Source organism: Flavobacterium selenitireducens (assembly GCF_014748335.1).
GTDB lineage: Bacteria > Bacteroidota > Bacteroidia > Flavobacteriales > Flavobacteriaceae > Flavobacterium > Flavobacterium selenitireducens.
This window is the reverse complement of the sequence record NZ_JAAVIY010000015.1, coordinates 24,769-41,332: the sequence shown is the minus strand read 5'-3', so window position 1 is coordinate 41,332 and position 16,564 is coordinate 24,769. Positions and strand designations below refer to the sequence as shown.

The following is a 16,564-nucleotide window of genomic DNA, read 5'->3' as shown; positions in this document are numbered from 1 at the left end:
GGGCGGCGCGAAGCGCCGCCCCGAACCTAAAGATTGCAACGGACAGCCCGGCGACGGCCAAACGATAATTTGTTTTACGCGTGAAATCGCTGGCCGGCGCAACGCCCAAATAATTAGAATTCCTCTTCTGAAAACACCGATTCGGCATCTGGGAATACGAAGTCGTTCTCCGAGAAGTCGAGGATTTCAGATAAGTGTACGTATTTGTGAATCTCGTCTATTCCCTTTTGCAGCCGGAGTTCTGTTGAATATTTTCGGCTATTGGCCAAAACGAGGCCGTCTTTGGAAATCCTGAAAATGTATTTGCCGCCGGCGTTTCGGATCTTCGTGAAGGTGAATTGGCCGAGATTTTCTTTGATGGCGGCGATCATGAGCTCCGAATCGGATTTGTGCTTGCAGCCGATACTGGTAAAGATCGTCTTTCCCCTGCGCGTAGCAAATATGAATTTGAAGTCGCCGTTAAAGCGTTTGCTGATGACGAAAGTGCCCATTTGATCGATTTGGTGTGCCAAAACTAGCGAAAGCGCTGCGTAGAATTTGTGGAAAAAATTAAAAGTTATCAAAAAGTAACAGCCGATGAGGGTTGTTTACGCGGGAATCTTGAACGATAAAAAAGCCGCCACCACCCACCCGTAAAAATAACCGGATCCAGCATAACTTACCTACATAGAAAATGTAGAAAATCTTAAATATTCTAAACCGCAATCCCAAACTACCAATAAAAAAAGCCCCGGAATATCCGAGGCTTCTATATGCAAAACAAGAATTAAGCTCTTTGTCTCTTTTCTTCTTTGATCTTCGCTTTCTTACCGGTAAGTTCGCGGAAGTAGAAGATACGGGCACGACGAACGTGACCTTTCTTGTTGATTTCGACTTTCTGCAAGGCAGGAAGGTTTACCGGGAAAATACGCTCAACGCCAACAGCGCCGGACATTTTACGGATAGTGAACGTCTCAGTATTACCTGAACCTCTGCGTTGGATAACGACTCCTTTGAAAAACTGCGTACGCGTTTTCTCACCTTCCTTAATTTCGTAATACACCGTGATCGTGTCTCCGGCCCCGAAATCAGGGAAATCTTTTCTTGCTACGAATTCGTCCTGAACGAATTTCATTAAATCTGCCATGACTTAATTTTTAATAAGTTGAAAATCAACGCAACATACACGGATTTCGTCAGAGGTTGGGTCAATGTGGGCGCAAAAGTAATTAATAATTAGTAATTAGCAATTAATAATGTGGAAAAAATCAGTCGGGTGGCGATATGGCGATCCGAAACAAGCCCATACCGTTGTGCCGGCCGCTATTTTGGACAACCTTCCTGGATCAGTACGAGAGCCATTATTCATTATTAATTTTTTAATTGGTTAATGCCCGGGTTCGTAAATAAGCCGCAAAAAAGTACTGAACCGCTCATTTTCTCGCGCGATCGGGATTCCGGTCACGATCCCTATGAGTGTCTTATCGGTAATACCGACGCGCATTTGGGGACGTATTGTCATGTCAAAATCTGATTTGTGCAATTCTTTGTTGAACTCGATCCCTATGAAATTTCGTGTTCCTGGAATCATGTAGTGGACGTTGGAGTTGATTTGCCAAACCGTTTCGAGGTGGTCGTGCCCGAAGTGATGAACGAATTGCGGGCCGGTGTAGACCAACGTGTGAAAATTATTTCCCCATCGCTTCGCGGCTACGAAAAAAGGGTTGTAAACATTCCCGGTAAAAACCTTTGATTTGTCGTACCGTTTGAATTCGTTGAGCTCAAATTCCTGAATATATCCAATGGCCATAGAGGTTTTTAGTTTTTCGGAAACAAAAAAGGAATATTGTGCCGCCATTTTGACGCTGTTGAGTTTGCTTCCGGGTGCGTTCGTGCCATCTGTCGTAGGATAGTAAAATGAAAACGGAAGTTCGACTTCAAGCCCGAGCCTGTCGATTGGCGCCCATTCGTATTCGACGAGCGCAATGTAGGCATCGTGGTCATCGTGGTCGGAAATCCCGACGCCGACGTTCCATTCGCGTTCGCCTTTTCGGGCACCCAAATCGCGGATGAGGTCGATATACAATGGTTCAGCGTGCAGGACTTTTGCCGGTTGGGCCTCGCGCTGGACTTCGGCGACATATAAACTGTCCTTGGTTGCATTCTCGTCTGTGGTCTGGGCCGTAAGCCTCGCCGTCAGGCATAGGGAAAGGGTCAGGATGATCCTGAAAGAAAGTGTATTCATGATGGTTACGTTACTTTATGGAATAATTGATCGCTTCGCGTGGGCGAAGACCTGGTAAGTAAACCATCAAATTTCTGGCGGAGGGCTGATATAGTCCGGAATTTCCCGGGGATTCAGGTTGTTGTGGTTCGGATTGAATGCAACCCGTGATGCAATCCTCTCATTTTGTATGAGGTCGCATTGCGGCAACAGGAAAAAGTCTATCGAAATATTCTTTTTTACCGGTGATTCATTCCCTGAGTCGGTATCGTCGTACTCGGGAATGACGTCGCCATATCCCAAGGCCTTTTCGACCACGAGTTCGATCACGCTTTCCTGTTCGTTGTAGCTCAGGTTTTCAGATTTCCATCTGCCGGACGCGTCAGGTGCGTCCACGCAGCAGTTAAGCAGGTAGAGCGCCATGAATCCGCACCATAAGCGATGAAAAATTCCTTGCATTTTTTCTATTTGTCGTCCTGGAGCAGGTCCGGACGCCTGGTTTTAGTGTGTTCGTAAGCCTTGTCTTCTCTCCATTTCTCGATTTTGGCCGCGTGGCCAGACAACAAAACATCCGGCACTTTCCAGCCTTTGTATTCGGCTGGCCGCGTATAAACCGGAGGCGCGAGCAGGTTGTCCTGGAAACTGTCGGTCAAGGCCGAGGTTTCGTCAGACAGGACACCCGGAATCAGTCGGATCAGCGCGTCCGACAATACCAAGGCACCCAATTCCCCTCCGCTGAGCACGTAATCCCCTATAGAGATTTCCTTGGTTATGAATTGGTCGCGCACGCGTTGGTCGACTCCTTTGTAATGTCCGCAAAGGATTATGATGTTTTCGTAAGACGACATGCGGTTGGCCATCGGCTGATTCAACGTCTCTCCGTCAGGCGTCATGTAAATGACCTCGTCGTACTCCCGTTGCGCTTTCAGGTGGGCGATGCAATCATCTATGGGCTGGATCATCATGACCATTCCGGCCCCGCCTCCGAATTGGTAATCGTCCACGCTTTTTTGCTTTTGCGTGGTATATTCCCGCAAGTTGTGGATGTGCACTTCCACAAGTCCTTTTTCAATGGCGCGCTTCATGATCGAACCTTCGAACGGTGATCGCAATAATTCCGGCAGAACCGTAATGATGTCTATTCGCATGCTTGTAATGCCCTTTTTGATCAGGGACTTGGTTGAATGCACAAATTTAAACAGCAATCGTGCGAATTCCTAAACTTTGTGCGTAATCCTTTCAAATCCGTTTCATCGGCCCGCTCGATCGGGACATGGCAAACTTATGGAACAAGATTTTTTCTAGGCGGTTTTAATCATTTACTGTCGTTTGTAAACGTTTGTTGTCGTTTGTAAACGTTTGTTGTCGGAAGAAAAAGCGACGCTTACATTTCCGGGTAGTGGCGCAATTTGTAATCCTGTTACCGACTTGCTAAGGGAAAACAACGCTGCCCTCCAAGCGGATGTCGGCGCTCGAAGCTCCTATCTTTATCTCGAATGTACCTGGATCGTATCCGAATTTTTTCCCGGCCGCTTTATAATATTCGAAGGCGGTCTGGTCGAGCGTCACTGACACGGTTTGTTTTTCTCCTTTCCTGAGAAAGGTTTTCGCAAATGCCTTGAGCTCTTTTTTCGGCCTTTGCACCGGCGACTTTGGCTGTGAAACATACACTTGGGAAATCTCCGCTCCATCGAAATTTCCGGTATTGGCAATGGTGTAGGAAATATTTACCAATCCATTTTTTGCCTTTCCAATTTTAAGGTCGGAATATTTGAATGTGGTGTACGACAAGCCAAAACCGAAAGCAAATTGAGGTTTCACGTCAGACTTGTTGTAGTATCGGTATCCGACATCCAGCTTTTCGGTATACGTGACCCGCTTGTCACCGTCAGGATCATAATAGGAGCCGTGAACCGGATTGTCGGTCCATTCCTTTTCAAAACTCGCAGGAAGTTTTCCGCTGGGATTTACCTTCCCGAACAAAATCTCAGCAGCCGCGGTCCCGCCCTCCTGTCCGGGAAACCAGGCATGCAGCAAGCCTTTGATTTTGGGAAGCCAGTCTTGCATGCGCACATTTCCGCCGGCGTTCAAAACCAGGACAGTGTTGTGATTTTCTTGCGTAACTTTCTCAATCAACGTCGACTGGTGCTCTGGAAGTTCGAAGCTTCGATCGAAACCTTCTCCTTCGCTCGAAGAATCGAAACCTAGCGATAAAATCACCACATCTGCTGCTTTTGCGGCTTCCCGAGCTTCGGTAAAGTCAATTTGCTCGAGGTAAACGGCGAATCCTATGCTGGCCTCACCGGCGTTTTCATAAAACTCGAGCTTCACCTCATATTCTTTGTGCGCCTCAAGCGGAATTTCCTTTACCCGGGTCAGAGTGGCGTGGTCGCCCCATTCGTCGATTACTTTTTCTCCGTTGACAAACAGCCGGAAGCCGTCGTCACCACGCACGGCAAATTTGTAAAGGCCGCTTTTATCCGGTCGGACGATGCCGGTGTAGCGCATCGAAAAGTGGTCTGGGTCGACGCCTGCAACATCGGGACTTTCGTTCCAATCGTGATTAGGGACGGCATCGGTTACGGTGGCCACCGGTTTTCCTTCGAGCTTTTGATTGTTGAAATAGTCGGCCCGGAGACCGCGCGTTTTCGAACCTTTGGCCACATAGAATGGGGAGGTTGCCACATAGGATTCCATTGTCGGGACGGCGTTTTTCACGAACGTGACGTTCGCTCCGCTGATTTTTTTGATGCCGTCGAGCAATGTTTCATAGCGAAACGGATTGGTAATCGAACTGCCGCCGCCACTTACGAACGAATCGGCATTTGGACCAATTACCGCGATGTTCCGTATGGATTTTTTCAGCGGAAGGATGCCGTCATTTTTTAACAGCACCATTCCACCGCGCGCAAGTTCCAGGGCAACGTTGGAATTTTGTGGATTTTCGTTGCGCTCGGACGCCATCGCGTAAACATGATCGTAAAATCCGAAGCGGAAAATTATGCGAAGAATGCGAAGTACATGATCGTCTATTACTTTTTCAGACAGCGATCCATTCCTGACGGCAGGCAAAAGCGTTTCCCTATTCATGAATTTTGCGGACGGCATTTCAAGGTCGAGACCGCCTTTGGCCGCGGCGATGCCGTCATAAGTCGCTACCCAATCGGACATCAGGATGCCGTCGAATTGCCATTCTCCTTTGAGGATGTCGCTGTTTAGATGGGCGTTTTGGGTCGCGTGCTCGCCATTTATCAGATTGTAACTGTTCATGACCGCTCCGACTTTGCCTTCCTCGACGGCCATTTTGAACGCCGGAAGGTATATTTCCCTAAGCGTGCGTTCGTCCATATCGGAACTCACATTGTTGCGATCCCATTCCTGGTTGTTCGCTGCAAAGTGTTTTACCGTCGCCACGACGCCTTGGGACTGCACGCCCTTGATATATCCGACGGCCATTTTTCCGGCCAGGCAAGGATCTTCACCCATGTATTCGAAATTTCGGCCGTTCATCGGTGCACGGTAAATGTTCACGCCCGGCGCCAGCAAAATGTGGACGCCTCTTTCGCGGGCGTCTTTCCCAAGTGCGACTCCGAGGTCGCGTGCCAGGTTGACGTCCCAGGTTGCCGCGGTCAGGATGGAAGCAGGATACGCCGTAGTCTTTCCGTAATTGCGAGTGCCTACCGGGCCATCGGTCATTTTGATTTCGGGAAGGCCGAAGCGCTCGATTCCCCTGATGTAAAAATCGTTGTGGCCGCCCATGTAGTCGATCTTTTCCTCGAGCGTCATCCTCGAAAGCAGATCGCGCGCCCTGTCTTCGGCGGAAGCCTTGGGATCCTTGTATTTCTGGGCGTAAAGCGGAAAAGTGGCCAATAAAACTGCTAGTAGAAGTCGCATGTGAGAAGGTATTGTTTATGTATTAAAAATTAGTTTGTTACCGGTTATTTCGGTTCGGAAATCAATCTTCCCAAAACGATTTTTCCTTTTGGATTTCAGATTCCAGGATACTGTTGATATCCACCTTGGCGCTCCTTAACAGATAAATGCTCGTGCCTTTTTCGCGTGCGTAAGGGTTGATAACCGTTCCTGTTTTCTCGACGGATTCGAAGAAACTGCGTTCGCGCTTGCGTTCGGGATCGTCATCGGATGCTTCCTGGACCAATATCAGGTTCGCGACGGGTTTGTCCAATTCGAACCAATAGAGATAGTCGGCATTCATCGTCACTGCCTTTAGCTTGTGTCTTGAATAATAGTTGATCGCACCGGCTTGCCCATAATTGTCGCAAAGTACGATCGTACGTTGTGAAGCGGGGAGTTTTTCGATTGCCGAATCTACCTTCTGGGCGAGTTCCTTCCAACCTAACATATCGGCGAAATCCTGTGGCAGATCGTGATCGCGCCCGTCTTCCCAACGCGCCAAATGGAGTTCAGGCCTTTCTTCCACACGTTGTTTCATGACTTCGGGCGAGGAAACGGGAAACGCTATCGGATATGTCGCAAGGAATCCGCCAATCGGGATCGCAATGCAGATTCCCCTGAGCACCAATCCGGCTTTACCGACGAGCCGTTTTTCGAGAGTGAGTGACCCGAATGCTATGTAAATCGGGTAGAGCGCGATGGCATAATAACCTTTGGCGCTGAGCAGGGCGAACAGCACCAGTGTGATGGCGAAACTCCACGCAAAGAACCGATACGCTTTCAAGGGTTTGTAAAAGCACAATCCTGCCAGCGCGGCTATCACGACGTGGATGCTGCCGAAGAAAAACAGCAGTTGTTCTTTAAAAAAATCTGAGGTGGAGACGTTGACGAGCTGCGTATCCCTGAGCAACCTCATATGGCGGACGACCGGGAAACCGTGTGCGACTTGCCAGATCAGGTTTGGGGCGATGACGACAAGTGCAACGATTAAGCCTGTCCGGAAGTGCTTTCGGGAAAATATCGTCCTGAATGGCGAAAATACCAAGGCGGTACAGAGACCTAGCGAGAGGATGGCAATGTTGTATTTATTCAAAAATCCGAAGCCCAATGCCAAAAAAGCGGCGTATAACCAGATCGGTTTTGACATCTGCACATATCTTATGAGGGCGAAACAGGTGAACGTCCATGCCAATACCTCGAACGAATTGGGTTGGAACAGCATGTTAAGCCGCAACAATGCCGAAAAAAGCACGGAACAGGCACCGAGAATCAGGGCAAACCAACCGCCGCCCAACGCTTCGATCGCTTTCCAAACCACTGCAATGGTCAAGGCTCCGAAAAGGCAAGGGAAGAATCTCACCCAAAAAGCGGCGTCACCCAAGGCGTGTATCACCATTGAAATCCACGAAGTGAACGGAGGCACGGACAAATATCCGAAAGCAGGGTGTGCTCCCTGGTCAAGGTGTAGAAATTCGTCCCGATGGAGTTCGTAATGACCGTCGACCAACGCATAGGTAAGACCGAATTTTACGATTACGAAAAGCAGCAGCACTAACGCTCGTTTCATGTTTGATGGAATTCTCAACGGTTAAAGTTAGGAAAACATAACATTGTGATTTGGCGGAAAGCGCTAATTTTATGGAAAACGACACCATGCAAAACATCCAACTCCCGGCCGACGGCGGCATGCTCTATACCGAAACGGACCTTTCGCGTATGTTTCCCGAACCACTTAACGCCATTACTTCCTTGTTTTTTCTCGTTATCGCAATCTATTGGCTTGTCCGGTTGCGAAACGAATACAGCAATCACCTTTACCTCACGTTTTCGGTAGTATTGCTGACCATTGGGGCGATTGGCGGGAGCGTGTATCACGGCTTGAGGCAATGGTCGTTTTTTATCATGATGGATTGGCTTCCGATCATGTTGTTGTGTGTCTTTACCGGAGTTTATTTCGTGGCTAAATTGACGCGTTGGTACGTGGCGGCGCTGATCGTCGTGGCGTATACGGTTTTTCAGTTTTTTATCCGTCAGCAAATCCGGACGGGAGACGATGACATTCAGTTTTACATCAATTTCAATTATGCGATACTAGGGTTGCTCGTGTTGTTCCCGGTGTTGGCATTCCTGTATAAAAAACGGTTCCGATATGGCAAATGGGTTGCTTGGGCATGGGTCGCATTCGTGTTTGCACTGACGTTTCGCGTTGTCGACAAATACGGATGGCTGTCAACCGGAACTCATTTTTTATGGCATACGTTCGGAGCGGTAGCGGCCTACTGTATGCTCGAATTCGTTTATCAGGTCAACCTTGATCCTATCCGACATCAAACGCTTACAAACGACAACAAACGGCTGTGAGGGGAATTCCTGATGGGTCGATCGGATTAAGCTGACAGGCGAAACCAAAGAATTTTCCAATGAAACTTAACATTGTGAAAATGGCGCTAATCCCTACCTTTGGGGAAATTTTCAATTTATGCAGCACATTATTGACCGTTTCACGAGCTACGTGACCATCGATACGGAAAGCGACGCCAAATCGGCGACAACTCCAAGTACTTCAAAACAGTTGGTTTTGGCCAATCTGCTTACCGAAGAGCTCAAGGCGATCGGTATGACGGAAGTTACGAAAGACCACAAGGGTTACGTCATGGGAACGCTGGAGTCGAACGTAGATCACCAAGTGCCGACGATCGGTTTCGTATCGCATTACGACACCTCGCCGGACTTTACCGGGGCGAACGTAAAACCTCAAATCGTCGAAAATTACGACGGAGGCGATATCATCCTGAATGCCGAACGCAATATCGTGCTGTCACCATCGTATTTCAAGGACTTGCTGCAATACAAAGGGCAAACGTTGATCACGACCGACGGAACCACACTTTTGGGCGCCGACGACAAAGCCGGCCTGACCGAAATCGTGACGGCAATCGAATACCTGATCCAAAATCCGGACATCAAACACGGGAAAATTCGCGTGTGTTTTACGCCTGATGAGGAAATAGGCAGAGGGGCCGATCATTTCGACGTAAAGAAATTCGGCGCGCAATGGGCGTATACGATGGACGGAAGTCAAATCGGCGAACTCGAATTTGAGAACTTCAACGCTGCCGGGGCGAAAATTACTTTTAAGGGAAAAAGTGTGCATCCGGGTTACGCGAAAGGAAAAATGATCAATTCGATGCTGATTGCCAACGAGTTCATAAACGGATTGCCGCAAAAGGAAATTCCTCAGGAAACCAAGGGTTATGACGGGTTTTACCACGTTGTCGGACTTTCCGGGAGCATTGAGGAAAGTGTCGTGGAACTCATCATTCGCGATCACGACATGGCAAAATTCGAGAAACGCAAGAAGCATGTCGCAAAGATCGTCAAGGGGATCAATAAAAAATTCGCGAGACAATTCGGTGAAGATATCGCCACGGCAGAAATTACCGATCAGTACTACAACATGCGCGAAAAGGTCGAGCCGGTCATGCACATCGTGGACCTTGCCGAGCGCGCGATGAAGGATTTGGGCATCAAGCCGCTGATCAAGCCCATTCGTGGTGGAACCGACGGAAGCCGCCTGTCGTATATGGGCTTGCCGTGTCCGAATATTTTTGCAGGCGGACATAACTTTCACGGCAAATACGAATATGTCCCGGTGGAAAGTATGCAGAAGGCCGTCGAGGTAATCGTCAGAATCGCGGAATTGACCGCCACCACCGATTTTTCCCGTCACGACGAAGTGTCCGAAAGGAAAGCGAAAAAACAAAAGCTCGTCAAGCAAGACAAGCAGGCCAAGAAAAAGAAGAAAAAATGATTTTGGCAACGGCGTAAAAAAAATCAAGCATCGGAGTCGTCCGGTGCTTTTTTGTTTAGTATTTTGCCCTGTTAAACCGCTCGATATGGGAATGAAAGAAAAAAGTCCTTGGGACAAATCCGGTCAATGGCCTGAAGAATTGGAGGCGTTGAAAGCCATCATCGCCAAGACGGAATTACAGGAAATGACCAAATGGGGCGGCCCGGTTTACACGATCGGAAAGAAAAGCGTCATCGGCGTCGGCGGATTCAAATCTTACGTGGCCCTTTGGTTTTGGAATGGCGTGTTTTTGAAAGACGAAGCGGCAAAACTCGTCAACGCCAACGAAGGTGTCACGAAAGGATTGCGACAGTGGCGTTTCGCTTCCAAACAGGAGATCGACTCGAATCAAGCGCTAATCTTGTCTTATATAGAAGAGGCGATCGCAAACGAAAAAGCCGGACTTTCGATAAAACCTGAGAAAAAACAAACGGTAATTTCGCCATTCTTTGCGTCTTTTCTTGAACAGGACAGCGAGCTAAAATCCGCATTCGAAGCGTTTACGCCGTTCAGGCAGCGCGAATATTTGGAGTATATTGACAGCGCCAAACAAGACAGAACCAAACTGTCGCGCATGGAAAAAATCATCCCGATGATAAAAGATGCGAAAGGATTGAATGATAAATATCGGCCATAAAAAAACCGCGATAATGTTTCGCGGTTCGTTCAACTTGTGCAAAGGATCATTTCTTTTCCTCTACAATTTTGTTTTGGGCGGCACTCATCTCCATTGAAATTGCCGATCGCTCGAATTTGATCTTGCCGGCCAACGTCTCGATGATGACCGTCTTTTCGGACAATTCACTTACGCGCCCGTGAATGCCGCTTTTGGTGATGACTTTGTCGCCGACTTTGAGCGAGCTTTCAAACTCTTTTTCTTTTTTCATTCGTCTTTGTTGAGGTAATATCATAAACAGATAGATTACCACGAACATCAACGCAAAAGGAATTAACTGTTGATAGGACATATTAGCTGGTTTTATTTTCTACGATGGAAGCGTGTATCTTGAGTTTTTCCTCGCCTTTTTCGGTATTGGTTTCAAGAATTACGGACTTGCTTTGGTTGCCATGTTTTCCGGACGAGTTGAACGAAACCTTGATTTCGCCCGACGCTCCCGGTTTCAGCGGTTCCTTCGGGTATTCGGGAACGGTGCATCCGCAAGTTCCGTATGCCTTGGAAATGATGAGGTCCGCTTCACCCGTGTTTTTGAATTTGAAGACGTGGGTCACTTTGTCGCCCGTTACTATTTTTCCGAAATCGTGTTCCAATTCCTCAAAAGTTAGTGCCGGATATTTCCCGTCTGCAGGTGGGACACGTTTTGTTTTCGACAAATCCGGTCCGCCGATATTGGCTTCGGGATTTGGCGTGGCTGTCGAAACAGGGACATCCTGAGCGTTCGGGTCGATTTTCGAAGCTGCGTCGTCCTTGCATGAGACGACGGCCATTGCGGAGCAAAGCGCAAATGCAAATGCGATTTTTTTCATGTTGTTTGGGTTTAAAGCAAGCCGCGGCCCGCTTTTTTTAGTTTATCGGCGGCCTGGAATTCCTTGACGAGATTGTCCAGGATGCCGTTTAGGAAAATACTGCTTTTTGGTGTCGAATATTCTTTGGCGATTTCGAGGTATTCGTTGATTGTCACCTTGATTGGGATCGACGGGAACTTAAGGAACTCACAAATCGCCATTTTCAGGATGATCGTATCGATCTCGGCTATTCGCTCGGAATCCCAATTTGGCGTCTTGTCTACAAATTCCTTGGCAAGATCGGCCTCGTTAAGAATCGTCCGCCTGAAAAGATGCGTGACGAACTCTTTGTCCTCTTCATCTTTATACAATTTTGATACGCGGAATTCCTGGCCTTTCTCAATCGCCCGCAATTCTTTTTGGAGCTGCGTATTTACCAGCGGAATGTCGTCTACCCAAGTCAGTTTATAATCTTCGAGGTAGTCGTAGAGTTTTTCGTTCGGGACGATGACTTCGGTAAAAATATCAAGCACGAATTGTCTGTCTTCGGCAAAGTTATTTTCCCGGTTCGACATGTAATTGGTGTAGATTTCACTGGCCTTGACGTCCTTCAGCAACAGCAGGATATAGTCGTCGTTGAGCGACCAGTTGTTTATTTTGCGCGTTTCAAGGGCGATGCTGAGCGAGTTGCTTTCGTCAAGCGCCATAAGAATGGCATTTTTGACAAACTTGAGGTTCGGATTGCGTTCTTCCTGCGTGCTCAGGTGTTTTTTGCTCGATTTCTCGAGATAATTCTCTTCACTTTTTCGGATTTCGATCAGAGCCGAAAGCATGATCAAATAGAGATCGAACATGCTGTCGATGCTGTGGATGAGGAATTTCTCCTGTTTTTCCAAATTGTCGGAACCATTCTGGTGCATCGCGTAGATCGCCTGCATCACCTTTATCCGGATATGTCTTCTGTTTAACACCTGATAAGAACTTTACAAATTAAAAGGAGCGGAAACATTGCCGTTTCCGCTCCGCAAAAATAATACTATTTCAGGAGAGAATCTTATTTCTGATTCTCTTTTTTGCGATCGTCAATGCGCTTTTCGGCAATGGCCATCGCAGCTTGCGTCGTCGTAAGGTTTTTTGAATCGGCGAGGTCGAAAATCTCGAGCGTGGTGTTGTAGATGTTCTCTGTTCTCTTCAACGCCTCTTCTTTGCCGTAATTCACGATTTCACCATATACATTGATGATTCCGCCGGCGTTGATCAGGAAGTCAGGCGCATACGCAATTCCTCTATCACGAAGGATTCCGCCATGGATCTGCTCGTTGGCCAACTGATTATTAGCAGCTCCGGCAATGACTTTCGCCTGGATTCTGTAAATCGTATCGTCATTGATCGTCGCTCCAAGCGCGCAAGGTGCGTAGATGTCGACGTCAGCGGTGTAAAGGTCGTCTCCTTCGTAAATCGTCGCTCCGTATTTCTTTGCGACCTCTTCCATTCTGCTTTGGCTGATGTCCGAAATCGTGATGATGGCGCCTTCTTCCGAAAGATGCTTCACCAACGTTTCGCCAACGTGGCCGGTTCCTTGAACCAAAACGCGCTTTCTGGCAAGGTCGTCGCTTCCGAACTTGTATTTTGCAGCCGCTTTCATTCCCATGTAGACGCCATAAGCGGTAACGGGTGAAGGATTTCCTGAGCCACCTTTGGATTCTGAAATTCCGGTGACGTAGGGCGTTATTTCACGGATTAGGTCCATATCCGGAGTGGTCGTGCCCACGTCTTCGGCTGTGATGTATTTACCGCTCAACGAGTGGATGTAACGCCCGAAAGATTGGATCAATTCCGGCGTCTTGTCTGTCTTGGCGTCTCCGATGATAACCGCTTTACCGCCTCCGAGATTCAATCCTGAAATCGCAGACTTGTAGGTCATGCCGCGGGAAAGGCGCAAAACGTCGTTCAGGGCTTCCCATTCGTTTTCGTATTTCCACATACGCGTTCCACCCAAAGCAGGTCCTAAAACTGTGTTATGGACACCGATAATTGCTTTCAAACCGGTATCTTTGTCGTGGCAAAAAACAATCTGCTCGTGGTTGTCGAATGAAGCTTGACCGAATACCGGATCAATCTTGTGCAGGTCTTTTGCGGTAGTGAATTCAGTTATCATATTTCAAGATTTAATTTTGTGGCTTTCTTAAAAAGCTTACGCAAAACTAAGGATTAAATTAAGAAACGGCACTGAATTCGATTTAAATTATGGAATTGTTAGTAAAACTTTCCAAACAGATCATTTTAAAAAATTTGACGATTCTTTGTGTTTTAACAGATAAATATGTTAAACCGTCCGAATATGACTTCCGCAAATGAAAGAATTACAATATTTAAATAAATATTTCGTAAAGTACAAATACCACTTTTTGTTGGGCATCCTGATCACGATCGGCGCCCAGATTTTGTCATTGTACACACCTGAGCTCGTGCGGGATTCGTTTCAAGTAGTTGAGGATTATGTAAATGGGAAACAAACCGATCCATCGATCCTGAAACGGGAACTCCTTTGGAACATGGCCTGGATCGTGCTTACCACGATATTTTCCGGGTTTCTCACCTTTATCACAAGACAGACGCTCATCGTAATGTCGCGTCATGTCGAGTTCGATCTTAAGAACGAAGTTTTCGCTCAGTACGCCCGGTTGTCGCAAAGTTTCTACAAGGCCAACCGCACGGGCGATCTCATGAACCGCATCAGCGAAGACGTTGGGAAAACGCGAATGTACGTCGGTCCGGCGGTGATGTATTCGCTTACGACGATCATCACATTCGTAGTCGTTATTGCTTATATGATAAGCATTTCGCCTTTGCTGACATTTTATACGATACTTCCGTTGCCGCTGCTTTCCTGGGTCATCTACAAACTCAGCGTCCAGATCAATAGGCGCAGCACCGCGTTTCAGCAGTATCTATCGAAAGTGTCCAGTTTTTCGCAGGAGGTGTTTTCCGGCATACGGGTCGTGAAGGCTTATTCGCTCGAAGCCAAACAAGAGGAAGAAATGCGTTTGCTGGCCAATGAAAGCAAGGCCAAAAGCATGAAGCTTGCCAAAGTGCAGTCGCTTTTCGGTCCGTTGATGATCGCCCTTATTGGCGTCAGTAACCTCGTCGTCATTTATGTCGGTGGCATGATGTATATCAATGGGGACGCGCACATCGCCAGTTTAGGTGTGATCGCACAATTTATTTTGTACGTCAACCGGTTGACCTGGCCGGTGGCATCGCTAGGATGGGTTTCCTCTATGGTCCAGGAGGCCGAAGCGTCTCAAAAACGCATCAACGAGTTTCTCAAGATCGAACCGGAAGTCCGCAATGAAAATGAAACGGTTACCGAAATCGGCGGAAGCATCGAGTTCCGCGATGTTCGATTCACTTATGAAGACACGGGAATAGTCGCGCTCGACGGTGTGTCGTTCCAAGTCGAAAAAGGCCAGACGCTTGCCATTTTAGGCAAAACGGGATCGGGCAAATCGACGGTTCTTTCGCTGATCAGCCGGCTTTACGACGCCACATCCGGCGAAATACGAATCGACGGCACACCCATCCGCAACCTGAATCTCGAGAATTTGCGCACCAGTATCGGGAATGTGCCACAGGATGCTTTCCTGTTTTCGGATTCCATCAAAAACAACATTCGTTTCGGAAACGAAGATGCTACCGAGGAACAAGTGATCGCATCGGCAAAACTGGCGTCGGTACACGACAACATCGCCGCTTTCAACCTCCAGTACGAAACCGTTTTGGGTGAAAGAGGCATCACGCTTTCCGGCGGACAAAAACAACGCGTCTCGATTGCCAGGGCGGCGATCAAAGATCCCGAAATCCTATTGCTCGACGATTGCCTTTCGGCTGTCGATACCGAAACCGAGGAAACAATACTCAACAACCTGCTCGAATTCTGTAAAGATAAGACCACGATTATCGTGAGCCACCGCGTGTCGTCCGCGAAAAACGCCGATCGCATCCTGATTCTCGACAAAGGAAAAATCATCCAGCAAGGCACTCACAATCAATTGCTAAATGCCGACGGTTATTACCGGGAACTCTACCTGAAGCAACTTTCGGAAAAAGAATTGACCTAATATTTGGTAAAATAACGTTTTTTTTACATTTTTGAGAGGTAAAAAACTTAACAACCAATCGAGACGTTATGAGAGAACATGATTTGATGGAGAAGGAGGAAATCTTTTCGAAAGTGCTCCGCGCCGGCAGAAGAACGTATTTCTTTGATGTTAGAGCCACACGGGCCGAAGATTACTATATCACGATTACCGAGAGCAAGAAATTTACGGAGGACGACGGGTCATTCCACTTCAAAAAACACAAGATTTACCTTTACAAAGAAGATTTTGCCGCCTTCAACGAGATTCTCAACGACATGACGAATTATGTCTTGTCGCAAAAAGGGGAAGAAGTCATTTCGGAACGCCATCAAAAAGATTTCAAACGCGAATATAGCGTCGATCGACTGGAGGAAACGGCGAAAGCAGCCAGCTTTACCGATGTCGATTTTGACGACATTTAATAGACGAAAATAAAATAGTGAATCCGGACCTGGCGTTCGGATTTTTTTATTCGGCTTAAACACGTTTACCCGATTCGCAAACCGTTTTCCACTTTAAAATCCGGACTTAGCAAAACGATGTCGTTATCGGCGCCAACCGATCCCAATACCAGGCATTCGCTCATGAACTTTCCGATCTGTTTGCGCGGAAAATTGACCACGGCGACGATTTGGCGACCGACCAAGTCCTGGGTTCCGTAGCGTTTTGTGATTTGGGCAGACGTCTTTCTAATCCCCATTTCATGGCCGAAGTCTATCGTCAGCTGATAAGCCGGCTTTCTCGCCTCGGGGAATTCGACAGCCTGTAAAATCGTGCCTACACGCATTTCCACGCGCTCAAATTCGCTCCATGTCAAATTGATATCGCTCATAATTTCCCGATAAATTCGGTGCAAGATCGCAAAATCATCCCAATCGGGCGACAGCGAACGATACTTATTGGCAAATGGGTTGGGAATTTACAAATGCTTTAATTGAAACACCGATATTCTTGACGCTTTTTGTGTAACTTTAGAGTAAATCATTTCAA

At 47.6% G+C, this 16,564-nt stretch carries 17 protein-coding genes; 5 read left to right on the top strand and 12 right to left on the bottom strand.

Features of this window, described 5'->3' with window-relative positions; translation table 11 throughout:
* Positions 1-113 precede the first annotated feature (113 nt).
* From HC229_RS15645 to HC229_RS15615, 7 genes are all read right to left on the bottom strand, one after another.
* Positions 114-491, bottom strand: coding sequence for a DUF1508 domain-containing protein (locus HC229_RS15645; RefSeq protein WP_191021443.1), 378 nt, complete (start codon positions 489-491; stop codon positions 114-116).
* A gap of 275 nt (positions 492-766) precedes the next feature.
* Entirely contained in the window at positions 767-1,126 is a 360-nt protein-coding gene (gene rplS / locus HC229_RS15640) for a 50S ribosomal protein L19 (protein WP_191021442.1), read from the bottom strand.
* Between the two features lie 240 nt (positions 1,127-1,366).
* Positions 1,367-2,224, bottom strand: coding sequence for an HAEPLYID family protein (locus tag HC229_RS15635; RefSeq protein ID WP_191021441.1), 858 nt, complete (start codon positions 2,222-2,224; stop codon positions 1,367-1,369).
* A gap of 66 nt (positions 2,225-2,290) precedes the next feature.
* The gene (locus tag HC229_RS15630; RefSeq protein ID WP_191021440.1) at positions 2,291-2,662 is read right to left on the bottom strand and encodes a hypothetical protein; all 372 of its coding nucleotides are present in this window, start codon (positions 2,660-2,662) and stop codon (positions 2,291-2,293) included.
* A 5-nt stretch (positions 2,663-2,667) separates the two neighbouring features.
* Positions 2,668-3,351 carry a tRNA (guanosine(37)-N1)-methyltransferase TrmD gene (gene trmD, locus HC229_RS15625; protein WP_191021439.1) on the bottom strand — a complete coding sequence of 228 codons (684 nt, stop codon included), beginning with the start codon at positions 3,349-3,351 and terminating at the stop codon, positions 2,668-2,670.
* A gap of 283 nt (positions 3,352-3,634) precedes the next feature.
* Entirely contained in the window at positions 3,635-6,097 is a 2,463-nt protein-coding gene (locus HC229_RS15620) for a beta-glucosidase (protein ID WP_191021438.1), read from the bottom strand.
* A 61-nt stretch (positions 6,098-6,158) separates the two neighbouring features.
* Complete coding sequence (locus HC229_RS15615) at positions 6,159-7,685, bottom strand: glycosyltransferase family 39 protein (RefSeq protein WP_191021437.1); 1,527 nt, start codon at positions 7,683-7,685, stop codon at positions 6,159-6,161.
* A 71-nt stretch (positions 7,686-7,756) separates the two neighbouring features.
* Between HC229_RS15615 and HC229_RS15610 the strand changes: the two genes are divergently transcribed.
* From HC229_RS15610 to HC229_RS15600, 3 genes are all read left to right on the top strand, one after another.
* Positions 7,757-8,479, top strand: coding sequence for a hypothetical protein (locus tag HC229_RS15610; protein ID WP_223845644.1), 723 nt, complete (start codon positions 7,757-7,759; stop codon positions 8,477-8,479).
* 118 nt (positions 8,480-8,597) lie between these two features.
* Complete coding sequence (gene pepT, locus HC229_RS15605) at positions 8,598-9,929, top strand: peptidase T (RefSeq protein WP_191021436.1); 1,332 nt, start codon at positions 8,598-8,600, stop codon at positions 9,927-9,929.
* Between the two features lie 85 nt (positions 9,930-10,014).
* On the top strand, positions 10,015-10,605 hold the full coding sequence (locus HC229_RS15600) for a YdeI/OmpD-associated family protein (RefSeq protein ID WP_223845643.1): 591 nt from the start codon (positions 10,015-10,017) through the stop codon (positions 10,603-10,605).
* Between the two features lie 46 nt (positions 10,606-10,651).
* Here HC229_RS15600 and yajC read toward each other — a convergent pair whose 3' ends face one another.
* The 4 genes from yajC to HC229_RS15580 form a co-directional block, all read right to left on the bottom strand.
* Positions 10,652-10,936: a preprotein translocase subunit YajC gene (yajC, locus tag HC229_RS15595; protein ID WP_191021435.1), complete on the bottom strand. Its 285-nt coding sequence runs from the start codon at positions 10,934-10,936 to the stop codon at positions 10,652-10,654.
* Position 10,937: 1 nt separating this feature from the next.
* A complete protein-coding gene (locus HC229_RS15590; RefSeq protein WP_191021434.1) occupies positions 10,938-11,453 on the bottom strand; it encodes a DUF1573 domain-containing protein in 516 nt (171 codons plus the stop codon).
* Positions 11,454-11,464: 11 nt separating this feature from the next.
* On the bottom strand, positions 11,465-12,370 hold the full coding sequence (nusB, locus tag HC229_RS15585; protein ID WP_191021446.1) for a transcription antitermination factor NusB: 906 nt from the start codon (positions 12,368-12,370) through the stop codon (positions 11,465-11,467).
* A 116-nt stretch (positions 12,371-12,486) separates the two neighbouring features.
* On the bottom strand, positions 12,487-13,590 hold the full coding sequence (locus tag HC229_RS15580) for a Glu/Leu/Phe/Val dehydrogenase (protein WP_191021433.1): 1,104 nt from the start codon (positions 13,588-13,590) through the stop codon (positions 12,487-12,489).
* Positions 13,591-13,786: 196 nt separating this feature from the next.
* Between HC229_RS15580 and HC229_RS15575 the strand changes: the two genes are divergently transcribed.
* Together HC229_RS15575 and HC229_RS15570 are read left to right on the top strand one after the other, a co-directional pair.
* A complete protein-coding gene (locus HC229_RS15575) occupies positions 13,787-15,553 on the top strand; it encodes an ABC transporter ATP-binding protein (protein ID WP_191021432.1) in 1,767 nt (588 codons plus the stop codon).
* A 68-nt stretch (positions 15,554-15,621) separates the two neighbouring features.
* The gene (locus HC229_RS15570) at positions 15,622-15,996 is read left to right on the top strand and encodes a PUR family DNA/RNA-binding protein (protein WP_191021431.1); all 375 of its coding nucleotides are present in this window, start codon (positions 15,622-15,624) and stop codon (positions 15,994-15,996) included.
* A 65-nt stretch (positions 15,997-16,061) separates the two neighbouring features.
* On the opposite strand, the gene HC229_RS15565 is transcribed toward HC229_RS15570, so the two are convergent.
* On the bottom strand, positions 16,062-16,406 hold the full coding sequence (locus HC229_RS15565) for a tRNA-binding protein (protein WP_223845642.1): 345 nt from the start codon (positions 16,404-16,406) through the stop codon (positions 16,062-16,064).
* Between the last annotated feature and the right edge of the window lie 158 nt (positions 16,407-16,564).

What these genes read in the sequence shown, in the direction of transcription:
- HC229_RS15600 (WP_223845643.1), top strand. Translation starts at nt 10,015, where the DNA reads ATGGGAATGAAAGAAAAAAGTCCTTGGGACAAATCCGGTCAATGGCCT.
- HC229_RS15615 (WP_191021437.1), bottom strand. Translation starts at nt 7,685, where the DNA reads ATGAAACGAGCGTTAGTGCTGCTGCTTTTCGTAATCGTAAAATTCGGT.
- HC229_RS15630 (WP_191021440.1), bottom strand. Translation starts at nt 2,662, where the DNA reads ATGCAAGGAATTTTTCATCGCTTATGGTGCGGATTCATGGCGCTCTAC.
- rplS (WP_191021442.1), bottom strand. Translation starts at nt 1,126, where the DNA reads ATGGCAGATTTAATGAAATTCGTTCAGGACGAATTCGTAGCAAGAAAA.
- HC229_RS15620 (WP_191021438.1), bottom strand. Translation starts at nt 6,097, where the DNA reads ATGCGACTTCTACTAGCAGTTTTATTGGCCACTTTTCCGCTTTACGCC.
- HC229_RS15635 (WP_191021441.1), bottom strand. Translation starts at nt 2,224, where the DNA reads ATGAATACACTTTCTTTCAGGATCATCCTGACCCTTTCCCTATGCCTG.
- trmD (WP_191021439.1), bottom strand. Translation starts at nt 3,351, where the DNA reads ATGCGAATAGACATCATTACGGTTCTGCCGGAATTATTGCGATCACCG.
- HC229_RS15565 (WP_223845642.1), bottom strand. Translation starts at nt 16,406, where the DNA reads ATGAGCGATATCAATTTGACATGGAGCGAATTTGAGCGCGTGGAAATG.
- HC229_RS15575 (WP_191021432.1), top strand. Translation starts at nt 13,787, where the DNA reads ATGAAAGAATTACAATATTTAAATAAATATTTCGTAAAGTACAAATAC.
- HC229_RS15570 (WP_191021431.1), top strand. Translation starts at nt 15,622, where the DNA reads ATGAGAGAACATGATTTGATGGAGAAGGAGGAAATCTTTTCGAAAGTG.
- pepT (WP_191021436.1), top strand. Translation starts at nt 8,598, where the DNA reads ATGCAGCACATTATTGACCGTTTCACGAGCTACGTGACCATCGATACG.
- HC229_RS15610 (WP_223845644.1), top strand. Translation starts at nt 7,757, where the DNA reads ATGGAAAACGACACCATGCAAAACATCCAACTCCCGGCCGACGGCGGC.
- HC229_RS15590 (WP_191021434.1), bottom strand. Translation starts at nt 11,453, where the DNA reads ATGAAAAAAATCGCATTTGCATTTGCGCTTTGCTCCGCAATGGCCGTC.
- HC229_RS15645 (WP_191021443.1), bottom strand. Translation starts at nt 491, where the DNA reads ATGGGCACTTTCGTCATCAGCAAACGCTTTAACGGCGACTTCAAATTC.
- yajC (WP_191021435.1), bottom strand. Translation starts at nt 10,936, where the DNA reads ATGTCCTATCAACAGTTAATTCCTTTTGCGTTGATGTTCGTGGTAATC.
- HC229_RS15580 (WP_191021433.1), bottom strand. Translation starts at nt 13,590, where the DNA reads ATGATAACTGAATTCACTACCGCAAAAGACCTGCACAAGATTGATCCG.
- nusB (WP_191021446.1), bottom strand. Translation starts at nt 12,370, where the DNA reads ATGCAGGCGATCTACGCGATGCACCAGAATGGTTCCGACAATTTGGAA.